This window comes from Enterobacter sp. Crenshaw (assembly GCF_024734705.1).
Classification (GTDB): domain Bacteria; phylum Pseudomonadota; class Gammaproteobacteria; order Enterobacterales; family Enterobacteriaceae; genus Enterobacter; species Enterobacter asburiae_B.
In genome coordinates, this window is record NZ_CP102932.1 from 564,732 (window position 1) to 582,161 (window position 17,430).

Sequence of the window (17,430 nt, forward strand, 5' to 3'; positions counted from 1 at the left end):
TCCACGCTCTCCACCATAATCGCGCCTGTTTCCCCTCTCACTGGTGCTACCCATGGCGTATCAACTGAACCTGAACTGGCCGGAATTTCTTGAGAAATACTGGCAAAAACAACCCGTAGTGCTGAAAAATGCCTTCCCGAATTTTGTCGACCCGATTACTCCGGACGAGCTGGCCGGGCTGGCGATGGAGCCGGAAGTCGATAGCCGTCTGGTGAGCCATTTCAACGGCAAATGGCAGGCCAGCAATGGTCCGTTTGAGCACTTTGACGATCTGGGTGAAACCGGCTGGTCGCTGCTGGCGCAGGCGGTGAACCACTGGCATATGCCCGCCGCGGAGCTGGTGCGTCCGTTCCGCGTCCTGCCGGACTGGCGTCTGGACGACCTGATGATCTCCTTCTCCGTGCCGGGCGGCGGCGTGGGTCCGCATATCGATCAGTACGACGTGTTCATCATTCAGGGGATGGGCAGCCGCCGCTGGCGCGTGGGCGACAAGCTGCCGATGCGTCAGTTCTGCCCGCATCCTGCGCTGCTGCATGTCGATCCGTTCGAGCCGATCATCGACGAAGATCTGGCCCCGGGCGATATCCTCTACATCCCGCCTGGATTCCCGCACGACGGCTTTACCCATGAGACGGCGCTCAACTACTCCGTCGGCTTCCGCGGGCCGAACGGTCGCGATCTGATCAGCAGCTTCGCCGATTACGCGCTGGAAAACGATCTGGGCGGCGAGCACTACAGCGATCCGGATCTGAGCTGTCGCGAACACCCGGGCCGCGTGGAGCAGTACGAGCTCGATCGCATTCGCCAGATGATGTTCGACATGATTAGCAAGCCGGATGATTTCACAAAATGGTTCGGCAGCTTTGTCTCCACGCCGCGCCACGAGCTGGATATCGCCGCCGCCGAGCCGCCGTACGCGCCGGAAGAGGTGCTGGACGCGCTGCAGGGCGGCGAAACGCTGTCTCGCCTGAGCGGCCTGCGCGTGCTGAACGTCAACGGCAGCTTCTTTATCAACAGCGAACAGCTGGAGACGGTAGACGCGAAAGCGGCGGATGCGCTGTGCCGCTACACTGAACTCGGCCAGGCCGAGCTGGGCGATGCGCTGAAAAACCCGGCGTTTGTTGAAGAGCTCACCGGGCTGATTAACCAGGGATACTGGTACTTCGACGAATAACCTACCTGTTGCCCGGTGGCGCTGCGCTTACCGGGCCTACAACGGCGGTTTTCTCCCTCTCCCTTTGGGAGAGGGGCTGGGTGAGGGCATCAGGCCGCACTACTCCTCCATTGCAATCACAATCGCTTCACCCATCTTCTTCAGCGCCTCGCGATTCTTCTCCGTCGGCGGCAGCGCCACGTTGATCCGCAGGCAGTTGCGGTACTTCCCGGAGGCGGAAAACAGCGACCCGGCCGCGGCCTGGATCTTCAGCCGACACAGCTGCTTGCTGACGCACACCATGTCGACCTTTTCCGGCAGCTCAATCCACAGCAGGAAGCTGCCCTGCGGGCGCGTGACGCAAATCTCCGCCGGAAAATACTGCCGCACCCAGCAGGTGTAGGTTTCCATATTCTGCTGATAAATCTGACGCATACGGCGCACGTGGCGATGGTAATGGCCGTCGCGAATAAACGCCGCCACCGCCATCTGCGTGCCCGGCACGTTAAACCCGCCCGCGGCGTATTTCATGTGCATTACCCGGTCGTAATAGCGCCCCGGCACAATCCAGCCGACGCGCAGGCCCGGCGCCACGGTTTTGGTAAACGAGCTGCAGAGGATCACGCGGCCGTCGATATCCATCGAATGAATGGTGCGCGGGCGCGGGTACTCCGCCGCCAGCTCGCCGTAAATGTCATCTTCCACGATCACGATATCGTGCCGCTGGGCCAGGGCTAAAACCTGCTTTTTCCGCGCTTCCGGCATGATAAACCCGAGCGGGTTATTGCAGTTGGGCACCAGAATCACGGCCTTGATCGGCCACTGCTCCAGCGCCAGCTCTAACGCCTCTATGCTGATCCCGGTCTCGGGATCGGTAGGAATTTCAATCGCCTTGATGTCAAACCCGCGCAGCATCTGCATGGTGCCGTGAAACGACGGCGACTCCACCGCCACGATATCCCCCGGCTTGCACACCGAGAGCAGGGCAATCGACAGCGCGCCGTGGCAGCCGTTGGTGATGACAATCTCGTTCGCCGCTACGGTGGAGCCGCCGTCCAGCATCAGGCGGGCGATCTGCTCGCGCAGCTCCAGGCGGCCGTCGAGCACGTCATAGCTCAGCATCTCGGCAGGATTATGCTGCGCGATGCGGCTCATCTCGCGCCACAGGGGCTTCAGGCTCGGCTGGTTAATATCCGGCGAGCCGCCGCCGAAGGAGATCATCTCTTTGTCGGCGCGGGCGTCCAGCAGCATCATCACCTCATCCCACTGGGTGACGTCCACGGGGCGCTGCACCGGGCGCGTCATGGCCGGAACCGGCGGCTGGGCCTTGCGCTGCGAGACAAAATAGCCGGAGCGCGGCTGAGGGGTGATCAGCTGGAGATTTTCGAGGATCTGATAGGCCTGCTGTATGGTGCTGATGCTCACGCCGTGCTCCTGGCTCAGCGTGCGTACCGACGGCAGACGTTCGCCGCTGCGATACAGCCCTTGTTCAATGCGTTCTGCCAGAAGGTTGGCGAGATGTTGATAACGCGTCATGCTGTATCCTTTGTTTTCACCATACAGATTGTAAAACCAGTACAGATTGCCGTAAAAATTGGCATGCAGATACTGTTTTAGCGGATCTGTATGTTAAACAAAAGGTGTTTTTGAGTCTGTATTGCACAGGCCGATTTCCAGGATGATAACCCCACTGGTACAGTGAGGAGAGCATCATGGAATTCTATGAGAATCGTTCAAAACGTCCGTTTATTGTCTTCGTCTGGATCGGCAAAACGATCTGCAACTGGTATCGCATCAACCGTACCCGCCGCATCCTGAGCCAGATGAGCGACGAGCAGCTCAAGGATGTGGGGTTGTCGCGGAATGATGTGTGAGACACGTCATCGCCGGGTGGCGGCTGCGCCTTACCCGGCCTACTCGATCCCGTAGGCCCGGTAAGCGTAGCGCCACCGGGCGATTTTCAGCTCAACAGCGCAAGCGTCTGCCGCTTCGGTCTTTCCAGCAAATCCACCGCCTCCTGATACGACCGCACGTTGTTATAGCCCATCACCAGCCCGTAGCGCTTCCCGGACCCGCGATACCACTCCGAAAGCGCATTCACCTGCAGCTGCTGTTCCTGCCAGCAGCGCGCCACTTCCCGGTCACCGCTTCCTCTGGTCAGGAACGCCACAACATGCATCCCGCCGTCGTTTTGCTCGGTGAAAAACAGATCGCCATACACCTCGCGCAGGGCGGCAATCATCCAGTCGCGGCGGGTCTGATACAGCGCGCGCATCTTTTTCAAATGACGGAAAAAATGCCCTTCGTTGAGAAACGCGGTGAGGATCTTTTGCGTCAGCACCGGCTGGCCGCTGGTGGTAATGTCCGCGCAGTCGGTAAAGGCCCCGACGGTGCTGGCGGGCATCACCACGTAGCCCATGCGCAGCGACGGCATGATGGTTTTACTGAAGGTGCCCATGAAAATTACCCGGTCGTGCTGGTCGAGGCTTTTCAGCGACGGCAGCACCTTGCGGGTGTAGTGAAACTCACCGTCGTAATCGTCTTCGATGATCCACGCCTCGTTCTGGCTGGCCCAGTCGAGCAGCTGCTGCTTGCGCGGCAGCGATAGCGTGACCGCCAGCGGGCTCTGGTGCGACGGGGTGACGATGGCAAAACGGGCGTCGCGATGGTGACGGAGCAGGTAGTCCGTATCGATGCCGCAGCGGTCGACCGGCACCGTGTGCAGGCGCGGCACGATCCGCTTGAGCAGCTGCTGGCCCATAAAGTAGCCCGGATCCTCAAACACCACCTTGTCGCTGCGGCTGGCGAGGGTGTCGAGGATCAGCCGCAGGCTGCCGCTGTAGCCGCTGGTGATCAGCACCTGTTCGGCGCTGCAGGACAGCCCGCGTGAAATATTAAGATAGCTGGCGATGGCCTGGCGCAGCGGATACCAGCCCAGAACGGGCGGATTGAGCATCTCCTCCTGACGCATGGCGCGCGTCGCCTGTCCCGCCAGCAGCAGCCATTTTTTATACGGAAAGCTGTCAAGGGCCGGGATGCCGGGGCGCAGAAACCCGGCCCGCTCGCGCTGGCTGATGAGCGATGCCGGAAGCGCGCCGGTGGGCTGTTCCGCAGGGGCACTCTTATCCGGCAACAGCAGATCCGGGTTGACCCGCGTGCCGCGCGCGCCCTGGCTCACCAGATACCCTTCGCCCGTCAGAATGGCATACGCCGTTTCGACCGTTTTACGCGCCACCTTCAGCTCTTCCGCAAGCACGCGGATAGCAGGCACCTTATCGCCCGGCTTCAGCACGCCGCGCGTGATGTTGTCGCGATAGCGGGAATAAATCTCGTGATAGCCCGGCTTCATGTCCTACCTCGTTTCACGCTTTTTGTATCTTTTTACTATGTCATGAACGGCGTAGATTTACCGCATCGCATGACACATGCCGCACAAAAAGAGGAAAGACAATGAGCACTCGCGTTAACCACCATAAAGTTACACCTGCCCTCGCCAACGCCCTGTCCGCCCTGAGCATGGAAGTGGCAAAAACCTCCATCGACCCGGCGCTGAAGCACCTGATCGACATTCGCGTGTCGCAGCTGAACGGCTGTACCTTCTGTCTGGATATGCACTCGAAAGAGGCCAAAATCGCCGGCGAGCGCGAGCTGCGCCTGTACCATCTGGCGGCCTGGCGCGAGTCCCCGCTGTTCAGCGCCCGCGAGAAAGCCGCGCTGGCCTTCACCGAAGCGCTGACCCAGATTGGTGTTCACGGCGTGAGCGACGCGCTGTACCGCAGCGTGGCGGAGCACTTCTCGGACGTGGAGATTTCAGAGTTGAACTTCGCCATCGTGGCGATCAACGCCTGGAACCGTCTGGGGATCACCTCCCGCATGGCGCCGGGCTCGCTGGACGCGGCTTACGGGCTGAACAAGGCTAACCTGGAATAATCCCGCGCTCGCGGATCGTTGCCACCAGCGCCCGCAGGCCTGGCGGAACGTGGCGATGGCCGGGGTAGTACAGGCGCAGTCCGGCAAAGGGCTGCGCCCAGTCGTTTAAGACGCTCACCAGTTCTCCACGCTCCAGCTCTTCCCGGATATACAGTTCCGGCAAAAATCCCACCCCTAATCCCGCTTTTACTGCCCGGATCGAGGCAAAAAGATCGGACGTCGCAAAGCGCGGCGGCACGGCAAGGGCGTACGTTTCTCCCCGACGTGCCAGCTCCCAGCGGTAGATCCCGCCGTGGGCCATGCGCATGCCGATCCCCTGATGCGAAAGCAGATCGTCCGGCGTCTGCGGAATGCCGTGACGGGCAAAATAGTCCGGCGTGGCGGTAACCAGCTGGCGGATCTCCCCGGTCAGCGGCACGGCGATCATGTCCTGCGGCACGGACTCTTCAAGGCGGATCCCCGCGTCGTAGCCTTCCGCGACGATGTCGATCATTCGCGCTTCGCTGACGGTCTCTACGCGCATCTTCGGGTAGCGGATCATAAAGTCGATCAGCAGCTGGTCCAGAAACAGGGTGCCGATATGGTTCGGCACGTTCAGACGCAGCGTGCCGGCGGGTTCCCCGGTGTCGCTGTGGATCTCCTCGCTGGCGAGACGGATCTCCTGCAGGGCCGGGCCGATACGCGCCACGTAGCGCTGTCCGGCGTCGGTGAGCGCCACGCTGCGGGTGGTGCGGTTAAAGAGGCGGGTATCAAGGCGGCTCTCCAGCCCGGCGATGGCGTTGCTTACCGCCGTGGCGGACATGCCCAGCTCCTGCGCGGCGGCGCGAAAGCTGCCGCGTCGCACGACTGCCATCACCACTTCCAGCTCTGTCAGACCTGAACGATGCATAGATTATCCTGAAAATCGAAACAACCCTTGCAGCATAGCGTGGATTATCGGAATGGAGAAGCCGTGACAGACTGTGCTCACACAGCCTGAGGAGGTTTATATGCACACCATCGAACAGATCTTTATTAACGGCGAATTTGTTACCCCGCACGGCAACGAGTGGTTTGATTTGTACAACCCGGCGACGGCGCAGGTCATCGGCCAGGTTCGTCTGGCGGATGAGATTGACGCGGAGCTCGCCGTTGCGGCGGCGAAAGCGGCGTTCCCGGCGTGGTCGCAGACCACTAAACAGGAACGCCTCGCGGCGCTAAAACGTATGCACGCCGCCGTGGCCGCCCGTCACGACGATCTGCTGGAAGCGGTCATTGAAGAGTACGGCGCGCCTGCTTCGCGCTCTGCGTGGATGGCCAGCTATCCGGCGGAGGTGATTGCTCAGGCCATTGAGGCGCTGGAGGCGTTTGAATTTATCACCCCCGCAGGCGCAGCGACGGTGCAGATGACGCCGCTTGGCGTGGCCGGGCTAATCACGCCGTGGAACAGCGACGCGGGGTTTATCTGCGGCAAGCTGGCGGCCGCGCTGGCTGCGGGCTGTACGGCCGTCATCAAGCCGAGCGAAATGAGCGCCCTGCAAACCCGGATTGTCACCGAAGCGCTGCGCGATGCCGCGCTGCCGGCGGGCGTGTTTAACATCGTCACCGGACGCGGCGAAACCGTCGGTGAAACCATCAGCCGTCATCCCGACGTGGCAAAAGTCTCGTTTACCGGCTCGACGAATACCGGCAAGGCGATCCTGCGCAACGCGGCGGAGAGCTTTAAGCGCGTTACCCTGGAGTTAGGCGGTAAATCGCCGACGATCCTGCTGGATGATGTGGATCTGGCGCAGGCGATCCCGCTGGTGATTCAGGCCGGATTTATGAACAGCGGGCAGGCGTGCGTGGCCGGAACGCGCATTCTGGTGCCGCAGGCGCGCAAGGCGGAGATCGAAGCCGCATTGGCGCAGGCCGTGGCGGCGGTGAAATCGGGCGATCCGCGCGATAGCGCGACGGACGTCGGCCCGATGGTCAGCGAAAAGCAGTGGCAGCGGGTACAGGGCTATATCCGTAAAGGAATCGAAGAGGGCGCGCGCCTGCTGGCGGGTGGTGAAGGGAGAGCAGACGGCACGCGAGACGGCTGGTTTGTGCGCCCTACGCTGTTTGCCGACGTGAACAACCAGATGACGGTCGCCCGTGATGAGATTTTCGGCCCGGTGCTGTGCGTGATCCCTTATCGTGACGAGGGGGAGGCGATCGCCATTGCCAATGATACCGACTACGGCCTGAGCGCGATGGTGCTGGGCGGCGATGTGAACCGCGCGCGACGCGTGGCGCAGCAGATTGTTTCCGGTCGCGTGCTGGTGAATACCCTTGCCCATGAGCCGAAGGCGCCGTTTGGCGGGTTTAAGCACTCCGGCGTGGGGCGCGAGATGGGCGAGTGGGGGATCCGGGCGTTTATGGAGCCCAGGTCGATTCTAAGCTAAAACCTGCCCGGTGGCGCTGCGCTTACCGGGCCTACATCATCCCACAGGCCGGATAAGCGCAGCGCCATCCGGCACAACACTTCGCTCTTTGCCGAAGCATCGTTCCTCTCTACCCTGCATTATCTCCCCAACATCACTACGGAGAGACCATCATGATTGCAGTCATTTTCGAAGCCAAAGCCGCGCCCGCCCATCAGGCGCGCTATCTTCAGCTCGCTGCCGAACTCAAACCTCTGCTGGCGGACATCGACGGCTTCATTGATATCGAACGTTTTCAGAGCCTGACGACCGACGGCAAAATCCTGTCGCTTTCCTGGTGGCGCGACGAAGAGGCCGTCCGCCGCTGGAAGCAGAACGTCTTCCATCAGGCGGCGCAGGCCGAAGGGCGGGAGTCGATTTTCGCGTACTACCGTATCCGGGTGGCGCAGCTGGTGCGGGAGTACAGTTCCGAAACCGGAGGGCACGCGGATGTATGACGTTGACCTCATTCTGCTGACGGATGATGATAAGCTGGCCGCAGAGATAACCGAACCCTGGGCGACCCATGTTAAAAACGAGCCTACCTCCTGAGAACGGCGCGGTGCTGGAACAGGCCATTGCCGCGGTGGCTGCCGCAATGGCCGATCCGTCGCGCGTAAAAATGCTGTGCGCGCTGATGGACGGGCGGGCGTGGACCGCCACCGAGCTGAGCGCGGCGGCAGACGTTGCGCCGTCGACCGCCAGCGGCCATCTCGCCCGGCTGGTGGAAGGGCAATTGGTTACCTGCCTGTCTCAGGGGCGGCACCGCTATTATCGTCTGGCTGGGCACGACGTGGCGGCGCTGGTCGAGCATATGATGGGGCTCTCCTGGAGCCGCATCACCCCGCCGGAAACAACCGCGCCGAAAGCCATGCGCGAGGCCCGAACCTGCTACGACCATCTTGCCGGAAGGGTTGCGGTGCAAATCTACGATTTTATGCAGGCGGAAGGCTGGCTGGAGGCAGACGGTTCAGCGCTCACGCCGTATGGCCGCGAGCAGTTCCTGACGCTCGGCGTTTCGTTAAGCGCTCACCCGCGCCGAAAAGCCTGCTGCGCCTGTCTGGACTGGAGCGAGCGGCGGTTTCATCTGGGCGGTGAGGCGGGCGCGGCGCTGCTCATTTATCTGGAAAGCAAAGGGTGGATCCAGCGGGTGGTGGGATACAGGGAGGTGGTGGTGACGGCTTCAGGTAGGGCTGCTGTTAAGAGACTTTTTAGCCGCTAAACTCCGCTGCGGGCTGGTGCCCTCACCCCGACCCTCTCCCACGGGGAGAGGGAGACATCGTTTTCGCAATTCCTGCTCTTTCGCCTCTCGTTTCTTGATACTTACCATGATAACTATTATCGTTACCGCGTGTGACGAGAGGTTTCCCCATGAGCGAAGAAGAACTGTTTAGCCGCAGGCCGATGGGCATGCGGATGGCGATGATCGTGCGCCAGTGGCGTGCGGTAATCGACGACGCCATTCTCGATACCGGGTTAACCCAGTCGAGCTGGACGGTGATGATGCAGCTTCATCAGCTCGGGGATAACGTCTCCGTGAGTGAGCTGGCGGAGGTGCAGGGCATTGAACTGCCGCCGCTGATGCGCACCCTGACACAGCTGGAAAAGCAGGGTTACCTGCTGCGCTCCGTATCGCCTTATGACAAGCGCATCCGGCTTCTGACGCTGACGCCTGAGGGAAAAGCCATATTAAAAAGGCTCACTCAGGTGATTGAGACCTATCAGGCGCGCGTATCGCAAAACATCGCGCCGGAACATATCGACATTTTCAGCGCCACCCTGAATCAATTCGCCTGCAATTTGCGGACAATCCGCGAAGAAGATAACAAGACCGAAAAATAATGACCCCTGAACAAAAGTTTGCCCGCTGGGTAAGGGTGAGTATTGCCTCTTTCCTGCTGATGTTTGTCTACTTTATCGTCGCGGATATCTGGATCCCGCTGACGCCGGACTCCACCGTGATGCGCGTGGTGACGCCGGTTTCTCCGCGCGTCTCCGGCTACGTGGCGGCGGTACATGTCCACAACAACAGCCAGGTGAAAAAAGGCGATCTGCTGTTTGAGCTCGACGACACGCCGTTTCGCAATAAAGTGGAAGCGGCGCAAATCGCGCTTGAGCAGGCACGCCTTTCCAACGAACAGCTGGATGCGCAGATCGCTGCCGCGCAGGCCAGCCTGAAAACCGCCGTGTTGACCGCGCGTAACGATAAAGTGACCTTCGATCGCTACCAGAAGCTGAGCACCCTGCAGAACGTCTCGCAGGCGGATCTGGATAAGGTTCGTACCACCTGGCAGAGCAGCGAGCAGTCCGTCAGCTCCATCCAGGCCAATATCCATAACCTGCGTATTCAGCGCGGCGAGCGGGACGAGCATCGCAACGTGACGCTGCAAAAATACCGTAACGCGCTGGATGACGCGGAGCTTAACCTCGGCTGGACGAAGGTCTACGCCCAGGCGGACGGTACGGTCAGTAACCTGCAGTTAAGTCCCGGTTTCTATGCCTCATCCGGCTCTGCCGCGCTGGCGCTGGTGAACAACCAGACCGATATCGTCGCCGATTTCCGCGAGAAGAGCCTGCGCCACACCCATCAGGGCACCGACGCCGCCGTGGTGTTCGACGCCTTCCCGGGGCACGTTTTCCGCGCCCACGTGACCAGCAGCGACGCGGGGATACTGGCGGGTCAGGAGGCCGTGAACGGCCAGCTGTCCGAGCCGGAAACCTCCAACCGCTGGGTACGTGACGCTCAGCGGATGCGCATTCACGTGACGCTGGATGAAGCGCTGCCGAAGCATCTGCCGACCGGCGCGCGGGCGACCGTGCAGCTCTACAACAGCGAAGGGCCGTTTGCGCGCTTCTTCTCCGGGATGCAGATCCACCTGGTGAGCCTGCTGCACTATGTTTATTAGTTCGATGTCTATTAGCACCCTGGCGCGGGTATTTACCCCGCACGGCAACATCGTCTACACGGCAAACGACTTTCGCCAGACCCTGCGCATCGTCTTCGCCGGGATGATTGCGCTCAGCATCTCCAGCTTCTACAACACCAGCTACGGCGTATTTTTCGTGGTCTATCCGATCATGCTCCTGTCGCTGGTGCCGGTGTTTAACCGCCACGTGGCAAAGCAGTTTATCTTCAGCGCCGCGCTAAACTGCGTCGAAATGATCTTCATCATCGGCTATCTGTCGCAATGGCCGGTCATTATGACGCTGGTGGTGTTCGCCCTGTACGTGATGCGTTTTCGCTTTATGAGCAAGGGGCCGCTGTTCCTGTTTGGCTCAATGGGCGTGGTGTGCCAGAGCGTGATGCTCAACTTTATGAGCTACCCCACCACCAGCTGGCACACGCTGTTGTTTTCCAACATCGAAGCGAGCGTGATGGCGGTGTGTCTGAGCGCGCTGATGAACTATCTCCTGCCGGACGTGGAGCCCCGCAGGCCGCCGCCGCTGATTGAGAAAGACGATGCCCGCGTGCGCCACGAGTCGCTGCTCTCCGGCACCGTCGCGACGCTGATATTCGTGGTGTTTCAGATCAGCGACTTAAGCGATTCGCTTTCGGCGCTGATGGCGGGGATTTTAATTCTGTTCCCCATGCACTACCGCGGTTCGGTGATGAGCTCGATCTGGCGCGTGGTCGGCGTGGTGCTGGGCTGCCTCTACATTCTGGTGGTGCAGCTGATCCTCTACGATCACAGCAGCCATATGCTGTTGATGATGCCGCTGATCGGCCTCGGGCTGGCGTTTGGCGCGCGTCTGCACGTGATGGAAAAGGTGGGCGCGGGCGTGGGGTTTTCCAGCATCACCACCATCGGCATTATGTTCGGGCAGAACATGCACCCGGACACTGATCTCGTGTTCAGCGATCTCTACCGCATCACCTCCGTCACCTTTTCGCTGGTCGCAACGCTGACGATGGTCTTCCTGGTGCACCTTATCCTCAACCGCTTCGAGGCGACGCGCTACGTCATCGCGCCGCCCAAAGTAGATTAATGCCCCAGCACGGCAGGCAGCTGCGAGAGTAAAAACAGGATCAGGCCAATCGTCCCGCCGACCAGCGTGCCGTTGACGCGGATGAACTGCAGATCTTTACCGATATTGAGCTCAATCTGGCGGGACATGTCTTTAGCGTCCCAGCTTTTGACCGTGTCGCTGATGTGGCGAGTCAGAAACGCCGCGAAATCCGGCGCGAGGCGGTGCGCGGCCTGCTCCAGATGCTCGTTCAGCGACGCCCGCAGGCTGGCGTCATTAGACAGCGTTTCGCCAAACCACAGCCCGGCGTTGGCGATGCGCTGCTTCACCCGCGAATCCTCGCTTTGCATATCCGCTTTCAGCCACTGGCGCAGGTCGGCCCACATCTCTCCCAGATAGCGGTTAAACGCCTCATCGTTTTTCAGGTAGTGCTTGATGTTGTCGGCTTTCGCCGCCATTTCCGGATCGTTTTTCAGGTTGTCGATAAGCTTCAGCGTGGCGCGGTCGAACGCCTGGCGGATCTGGTGCGTGCGGTCGTGGCTGATATCGTCCAGCAGCGCGTTCACCGCGTTCGACACCATCTCCGCGCTTTGATCGCCCAGCCACTCGGTGGGCAGCACCATCGCCTTGCGCGGGTGTTCGGTCTTCAGCCAGTGGACAATCTGATCGGCAATAAAGTCCCGCGTGCTCTCCCGCTGAATCAGGGTAATCAGACGATTGATGATCGCGTCCAGCAGCACCTGGTGACGGTTGTTTTTGGTCATGCTCTCCAGCATCACGGCGCTGGTTTCGGTGAAATCGACCTTATCGATGGCCTTATGCACCGCCCGTTTCAGCAGGCGCTGAATGCGTCCGTCATCGGTCAGTTCGAGAAAACCGCTCATCACCTGCATCAAGTGCAGCCCGACGCGCTGGGCGTTGTCGGGCTTGCTGAACCAGGCGCCGATCATCTGGGCAGGTTCATAGCGGCGAATCAACGCGACCAGCGATTGTGTGTCGAGAAATTTCTCCTGCACAAACTGACCGAGATTGTCGCCGATCCGGTCTTTATTGCGCGGGATAATCGCCGTATGGCGCGAGATAAACGGAATGGGCACCCGACGGAACAGCGCAACCACGGCAAACCAGTCTGCCAGCGCGCCGACCATCGCCGCCTCGGCAATGGCCTTCACGCCGCGCACCCAGAAGGTCTGCGGCAGGAACAGGGTGGTGATAAACGCCGCGGCGGCAATCAGCAGCAGCGACAGCGCCAGCAGCTTGGCGCGTTTGAGTTCAGCTATTTTTTCCATGGGTTAAGGATAGAGGGAAGCGGGGGGAAAGTGCAAAGAAGGAGAAGGACCTCCGCGTTTCAGCTTCTGGAATGCGCCTTCAGATATTGAAATTGAACGATGTCGACCGGTTCAATTTACGAACGTTTTGTATATGCTTTTTTGTATATACAATAAGGGAAGGGTACACTATGCCAACGGAGTTTGAATGGGATACCAACAAAGCGAAAAGCAATCTCATTAAGCATGGGATTCGCTTTGAAGAAGCTGTTCTGGTGTTTGACGATCCTTACCATTTATCTTTGCAGGATCGTCATGAAAATGGAGAGTTCCGTTGGCAGACCATTGGCCTTGTACATGGTCTAATTGTCATTATGGTCGCACACACGGTACGTTTTGAAAGTGGTGACGAAGTCATTCGAATCATTAGCGCACGAAAGGCGGACCGTAAAGAGAGGAACCGTTATGAGCATGGTTAAATATAAACGCGGTAGTGCGCCTGAGATGAGTGCTCGCCGTGAGGCTGAGCTCAAAGCACTAGCCGAAAAATCGGAAGCAGAGATTGATTACAGCGATATCCCTGCCATGGGAGATGAACAGTGGTCAGGGGCGGTGCGAGGGAAGTTCTATCGGCCACTCAAAACTCAGGCGTCTGTACGTATCGACGCTGACGTGATGGAGTGGCTTAAACGGCCTGGAAAAGGTTACCAGACGAGGCTCAATGCCATTTTGCGTGAAGCTATGCTGCGCGATCAAAACAAAAAATAAGCAACGGGCGGCGTCAGGCTGCCCGCTATCTCAGCGTATATTTTCCAGTAGCCGCCACAGCACCCACCCGCCAAATCCCATCAGCACCACCCCCGCCGTGCGCTCTATCAGCCACAGCGAACGGCTGAGCTTCTTTTGCACCGACGATAGCCCCATCAGCGATACCAGCGCCAGATCCCACACCAGCACCACCACCACCATCCAGACGCCGCAGATCGATTGCTGAAGCAGCGTGACGTCCGGACCCAGCAAGGCCGTCATCAGCGCCAGATAGAACAGCGCGTTCTTCGGGTTTAGCAGCGCCGAACTGAGCCCCAGCAGGATCTGCTTTTGCCGTGAGGGAAAGCGCTGGTGGGTTTCATTCAGCGCCAGCGCCTGCTGGCGGCTGCGAATCAGATGCGAGCCGACCCACAGCAGGTACAGCGCCCCGCAAAGTTCGATAAGGGTAAACAGCCACGTAAACTGGCGCAGCGCGCTCCAGCCGATAATCACCAGAAGAATATAAAGCGCGTTGCCCGCGGCAATGCCGAGGCACAGTCCGGCGCTGCCGCGCAGCCGATAGCGCGCGGCGTAGCCCACCAGCAGGAAGAAATCCGGGCCCGGGCTTAACAGGGCAACAAAGTGCGCCAGCGCCAGGGCGAGAAAAGCGGAAGGGAAGAACAGTTCCATAGCGACCTCGGTTAACAATCCGAGGTCAGAGTACGGCGCTGCAGAACCTATTTATTGTCTGATATTGATCGGCCGGTGGCGTACTGGCGCGGCGTGGCGGCGGTATAGCTGACGAAGGTCTTATGAAAATGGCTCTGGTCGGCAAAGCCGCTCTGGTAGCCGATGTCGGCAATATCGTCCCCGGCACGCAGCCGCACCTTGGCGTACTCCACGCGGGAGATGTTGAGAAAACTGCCCGGCGTCAGGCCGGTGTCCTGCCTGAAGGTGCGGATCAGCGTCTCCTTGCGCAGCGAGAAGCGTTGGGCAAGCTCGTCGAGGGAAGGCGGGCAGGCGAGATCGGAAAGAAACGCCTGCTGAATCTGCTGGCTGGTTGCGCGAAGCGCGTCAGCGTTATCCGCGGCGCGGGGAAGGGAAGAAAGCAGCGTCTCCAGTGATGCCGGAGACAGGGCCTCGACAACGTCCAGGTAATGGGCAAAGAGGGTTGGGCTACGAATCACCTGTAGCGCCAGCGGAAGCCCGGTGTCGATATAGAGCATATGGTAGCTGCGCGGTTGCCCGGCGACGGGGTTGCAGCTGTGCGGCGCACCGGCCGGGATCGCGATGAGGTCCCCGGGATGAAGGATGTACTCTCTGTCATGACATACGCAGCAAGTCTGGCCCTCCACAATCGCGCCGATGGAGAGCTGAGGGTGACTGTGGCGTTTGTACGCCTGCGTGCTCTGCCAGGTGCTGCGCAGCTCAAGGCCTGAGGCGCGGTGAAAAGTCTGGCGGATATGTCGGGTATCGGTCATGGTCGCTCCTTCTGGAGGTTTTTTATACCACGTCAGCGAACCGTCCGGCAGCGCTTCATTAAGAACCTTCCGGATATACCCAACTTTACGTCCACAGCCAGTCATGTTGACTACCCTTAATACCCTAAGCGGTAAAACAAGGAGATTCGACATGGCTTATCAGACAGTAAATCCTGCCACTAACCAGCTCATCAAAGAATACCCCTCACATACCGACGCGGATATCGAAGCGGCGCTCAGCGCGGCCGATGCGCTTTATCATTCGGACTGGGCGAAAGGCGACATCAGCCAGCGCCTGCCGGTGCTTTATAAGCTTGCCGATCTGATCGACGAGCGCGTGGAGGATCTTGCGAAAATCGCCAGCCAGGAGATGGGTAAGCTCATCGAACAGAGCCGCGGCGAGGTGAAGCTGTGCGCGCAGATCGCCCGCTACTACGCCGACAACGCGCAGCGGTTCCTTGCCCCGGTGAAGTACGACTCTGAGCTCGGGGAAGCGTGGGTGGAGCATCACCCCATCGGCGTGCTGATGGCCGTTGAGCCGTGGAACTTCCCGTATTACCAGCTGATGCGCGTCCTGGCGCCGAACCTGGCGGCGGGTAACCCCGTCATCGCCAAGCATGCCAGCATCGTGCCGCACTGCGCCGAGACCTTTGCCCATCTGGTGCGCGAGGCGGGGGCACCGGAAGGGGCATGGACCAACTTGTTTATTTCGTCCGAGCAGGTGGCGAACATCATTGCCGACGATCGCGTGCAGGGCGCCGCATTAACCGGCTCCGAAAAGGCGGGCAGCGTGGTGGCGGCGCAGGCGGCGAAGCACATCAAGAAATCTACGCTGGAGCTGGGCGGTAATGACGTGTTCGTGGTCCTGGATGACGCAGACCTTGAGAAGGCCGTGAAAATTGGCGTTAACGCGCGGCTCAACAACGCCGGGCAGGTCTGTACCGCGGCGAAGCGCTTTATCCTGCATGAAAAGATTGCGGATGCCTTCCTGAGCAAATTCACCGAGGCCTTTAAGCAGGTGAAGATTGGCGATCCGCTGGACGAAAGCACCACGCTGGGGCCGCTGTCGTCTAAAGATGCGCTCGAAACGCTGACCAGACAGGTTAACGAGGCGGTGAAAAACGGCGCCACGCTGCACTATGGCGGCAAACCGGCGCAGCGCGACGGGAGTTTCTTCGAACCGACGATCCTGACGAATATCTCCCGCGATAACCCGGCGTATTTCGAAGAGTTCTTCGGCCCGGTGGCGCAGATGTACGTGGTGAAAAACGACGACGAGGCGGTCGCGCTGGCGAACGACTCCCACTACGGCCTGGGCGGGGCGGTATTCAGCCAGAATATCGAGCGCGCGAAGAAAATGGCGTCGCGGATTGAAACCGGGATGGTGTACATCAACTGGCTCACCGATACCGCGCCAGAGCTGCCGTTCGGTGGCGTGAAGCGCTCCGGCTACGGGCGCGAGCTGTCGGATCTGGGGATCAAAGAGTTTGTGAACCAGAAGCTGGTGGTGGTGCGTAAGTAAGAGGTCATAAAAAAACCTGCCAGCCGGCAGGTTTTTTTAAAGGGATTATTGCACTTCGATCTTGTCCCAGCCGCTTTTGAACATGCAGCTGTCAACTAACGTATCCCGTCGATATTCATTCGCGTCTTCAACCGTGTAGCTCGTGGAAATATCCTTTTTCTTGTTCTTTTTGTCCGTTTTTTCCGAGCTGGATCCGGTTACGACGTTATCCGGGGGCAGATCGATCAGCGCCTGCGCTTCGCATTCCGTGAGCTTTTTATTCATTTCCGCATCGCTGACGCCCGGTTTCACCCATTTGTACTGGACGCAGCCGGCGAGCATCAGCGTGAGGCTCAGAACGCAAAGCGCGGTCATGCGGTGTTTCATCAGAAGGTGACTCCACCGCCTACATATGCGCCGTCAATCAGCGTGTGGCCAGGACGACCGTCTTTGCCGTCCACGCTCACGTGGCGGTAGCCCACTTTCAGGGTCACTGGCGTAATTGGCGTCCAGCTTACGCCGCCGTTGGCTTCGACGTAGTTTTTCACGCTGTTGTTCAGGCCTTCTGGTGCGACATAGCCTTCACCGTACACGTGGATGCTGTCGGTCAGGGCAACGTTTACGCCGCCGCCAATCGGGAACGCCACGCCGTTATCGCCTTTTTTCGGGCCGAGGTAGATGGCTTTTGCGCCCGCGTTCAGCATCACCGGGCCAAGACCCAGGTTGTAGCCTGCGCCCACGCCGCCGGTCTGGGTACCGTCGTCGGTGTTTTTCAGCCAGTTACTTTCCAGATAAACACCGGATGAGGATTTCCCCATTTCCAGATTGAGGTTGGTAAAGTTTTTACCCTGCTCAACGGTGCCGCCCATCGCCAGTGCGGAACCCGATACGGCAGCCAGAGCAGAAAGAAGAAGGATATTCAGTTTTTTCATGTTTTATGCCTCGTCATTAAATTCATCTG

General features: G+C 59.7%; 20 protein-coding genes and 1 pseudogene. 13 read left to right on the plus strand and 8 right to left on the minus strand.

Features of this window, described 5'->3' with window-relative positions; translation table 11 throughout:
• Positions 1-52 precede the first annotated feature (52 nt).
• The gene (locus NWV12_RS02610) at positions 53-1,174 is read left to right on the plus strand and encodes a cupin domain-containing protein (RefSeq protein ID WP_048980616.1); all 1,122 of its coding nucleotides are present in this window, start codon (positions 53-55) and stop codon (positions 1,172-1,174) included.
• Between the two features lie 99 nt (positions 1,175-1,273).
• Here the strand turns inward: NWV12_RS02610 and NWV12_RS02615 are convergent, their stop codons facing one another.
• A complete protein-coding gene (locus tag NWV12_RS02615) occupies positions 1,274-2,689 on the minus strand; it encodes a PLP-dependent aminotransferase family protein (RefSeq protein WP_033144539.1) in 1,416 nt (471 codons plus the stop codon).
• A gap of 176 nt (positions 2,690-2,865) precedes the next feature.
• Here NWV12_RS02615 and NWV12_RS02620 point away from each other — a divergent pair, with 176 nt between their 5' ends.
• On the plus strand, positions 2,866-3,027 hold the full coding sequence (locus NWV12_RS02620; protein WP_048980613.1) for a DUF1127 domain-containing protein: 162 nt from the start codon (positions 2,866-2,868) through the stop codon (positions 3,025-3,027).
• Between the two features lie 86 nt (positions 3,028-3,113).
• Here NWV12_RS02620 and NWV12_RS02625 read toward each other — a convergent pair whose 3' ends face one another.
• The gene (locus NWV12_RS02625; RefSeq protein ID WP_048980612.1) at positions 3,114-4,502 is read right to left on the minus strand and encodes a PLP-dependent aminotransferase family protein; all 1,389 of its coding nucleotides are present in this window, start codon (positions 4,500-4,502) and stop codon (positions 3,114-3,116) included.
• Positions 4,503-4,603: 101 nt separating this feature from the next.
• On the opposite strand from NWV12_RS02625, the gene NWV12_RS02630 reads away from it, so the two are divergent.
• A complete protein-coding gene (locus tag NWV12_RS02630; RefSeq protein WP_014882392.1) occupies positions 4,604-5,083 on the plus strand; it encodes a carboxymuconolactone decarboxylase family protein in 480 nt (159 codons plus the stop codon).
• Here the strand turns inward: NWV12_RS02630 and NWV12_RS02635 are convergent.
• Positions 5,070-5,972, minus strand: a complete 903-nt coding sequence (locus NWV12_RS02635) for a LysR family transcriptional regulator (protein WP_033144541.1) — start codon at positions 5,970-5,972, stop codon at positions 5,070-5,072. The two genes, NWV12_RS02630 and NWV12_RS02635, sit on opposite strands and share 14 nt — an antisense overlap.
• Before the next feature lie 100 nt (positions 5,973-6,072).
• On the opposite strand from NWV12_RS02635, the gene NWV12_RS02640 reads away from it, so the two are divergent.
• The 7 genes and pseudogenes from NWV12_RS02640 (at position 6,073) to NWV12_RS02665 (ending at position 11,493) form a co-directional block, all read left to right on the plus strand.
• The gene (locus tag NWV12_RS02640) at positions 6,073-7,488 is read left to right on the plus strand and encodes an aldehyde dehydrogenase family protein (RefSeq protein WP_048980608.1); all 1,416 of its coding nucleotides are present in this window, start codon (positions 6,073-6,075) and stop codon (positions 7,486-7,488) included.
• Positions 7,489-7,640: 152 nt separating this feature from the next.
• Positions 7,641-7,964 (plus strand): antibiotic biosynthesis monooxygenase, encoded by a 324-nt coding sequence (locus NWV12_RS02645; protein ID WP_033144543.1) that lies wholly within the window; start codon positions 7,641-7,643, stop codon positions 7,962-7,964.
• Between the two features lie 7 nt (positions 7,965-7,971).
• Positions 7,972-8,058: pseudogene (locus NWV12_RS22100) on the plus strand (amino acid-binding protein); the annotation flags it as partial.
• Entirely contained in the window at positions 8,033-8,728 is a 696-nt protein-coding gene (locus NWV12_RS02650; protein ID WP_048980606.1) for a helix-turn-helix transcriptional regulator, read from the plus strand. The pseudogene NWV12_RS22100 and the gene NWV12_RS02650, both read left to right, overlap by 26 nt.
• A 149-nt stretch (positions 8,729-8,877) precedes the next feature.
• A complete protein-coding gene (locus tag NWV12_RS02655) occupies positions 8,878-9,348 on the plus strand; it encodes a MarR family winged helix-turn-helix transcriptional regulator (RefSeq protein ID WP_033144545.1) in 471 nt (156 codons plus the stop codon).
• A complete protein-coding gene (locus NWV12_RS02660) occupies positions 9,345-10,412 on the plus strand; it encodes an HlyD family secretion protein (protein ID WP_101744430.1) in 1,068 nt (355 codons plus the stop codon). Before NWV12_RS02655 ends, NWV12_RS02660 begins: the two co-directional genes overlap by 4 nt.
• 4 nt (positions 10,413-10,416) lie before the next feature.
• A complete protein-coding gene (locus tag NWV12_RS02665) occupies positions 10,417-11,493 on the plus strand; it encodes a DUF2955 domain-containing protein (protein ID WP_023310256.1) in 1,077 nt (358 codons plus the stop codon).
• Here NWV12_RS02665 and NWV12_RS02670 read toward each other — a convergent pair.
• The gene (locus tag NWV12_RS02670) at positions 11,490-12,761 is read right to left on the minus strand and encodes a DUF445 domain-containing protein (RefSeq protein ID WP_048980604.1); all 1,272 of its coding nucleotides are present in this window, start codon (positions 12,759-12,761) and stop codon (positions 11,490-11,492) included. The two genes, NWV12_RS02665 and NWV12_RS02670, sit on opposite strands and share 4 nt — an antisense overlap.
• 170 nt (positions 12,762-12,931) lie before the next feature.
• On the opposite strand from NWV12_RS02670, the gene NWV12_RS02675 reads away from it, so the two are divergent.
• Complete coding sequence (locus NWV12_RS02675) at positions 12,932-13,219, plus strand: BrnT family toxin (RefSeq protein ID WP_048980720.1); 288 nt, start codon at positions 12,932-12,934, stop codon at positions 13,217-13,219.
• Positions 13,206-13,508: a BrnA antitoxin family protein gene (locus NWV12_RS02680; protein ID WP_048980603.1), complete on the plus strand. Its 303-nt coding sequence runs from the start codon at positions 13,206-13,208 to the stop codon at positions 13,506-13,508. The genes NWV12_RS02675 and NWV12_RS02680 overlap by 14 nt, the downstream gene beginning before the upstream one ends.
• Positions 13,509-13,538: 30 nt before the next feature.
• On the opposite strand, the gene NWV12_RS02685 is transcribed toward NWV12_RS02680, so the two are convergent.
• Positions 13,539-14,177, minus strand: coding sequence for a LysE family translocator (locus NWV12_RS02685; protein WP_048980602.1), 639 nt, complete (start codon positions 14,175-14,177; stop codon positions 13,539-13,541).
• Positions 14,178-14,224: 47 nt separating this feature from the next.
• Entirely contained in the window at positions 14,225-14,968 is a 744-nt protein-coding gene (locus NWV12_RS02690) for an AraC family transcriptional regulator (protein WP_048980600.1), read from the minus strand.
• Positions 14,969-15,119: 151 nt separating this feature from the next.
• On the opposite strand from NWV12_RS02690, the gene NWV12_RS02695 reads away from it, so the two are divergent.
• Entirely contained in the window at positions 15,120-16,490 is a 1,371-nt protein-coding gene (locus NWV12_RS02695; protein WP_048980598.1) for an NAD-dependent succinate-semialdehyde dehydrogenase, read from the plus strand.
• A 45-nt stretch (positions 16,491-16,535) separates the two neighbouring features.
• Here the strand turns inward: NWV12_RS02695 and NWV12_RS02700 are convergent, their stop codons facing one another.
• Together NWV12_RS02700 and NWV12_RS02705 are read right to left on the minus strand one after the other, a co-directional pair.
• On the minus strand, positions 16,536-16,856 hold the full coding sequence (locus tag NWV12_RS02700) for a hypothetical protein (RefSeq protein WP_039262264.1): 321 nt from the start codon (positions 16,854-16,856) through the stop codon (positions 16,536-16,538).
• Positions 16,856-17,401, minus strand: coding sequence for a YfaZ family outer membrane protein (locus NWV12_RS02705; protein WP_023310269.1), 546 nt, complete (start codon positions 17,399-17,401; stop codon positions 16,856-16,858). Before NWV12_RS02705 ends, NWV12_RS02700 begins: the two co-directional genes overlap by 1 nt.
• Between the last annotated feature and the right edge of the window lie 29 nt (positions 17,402-17,430).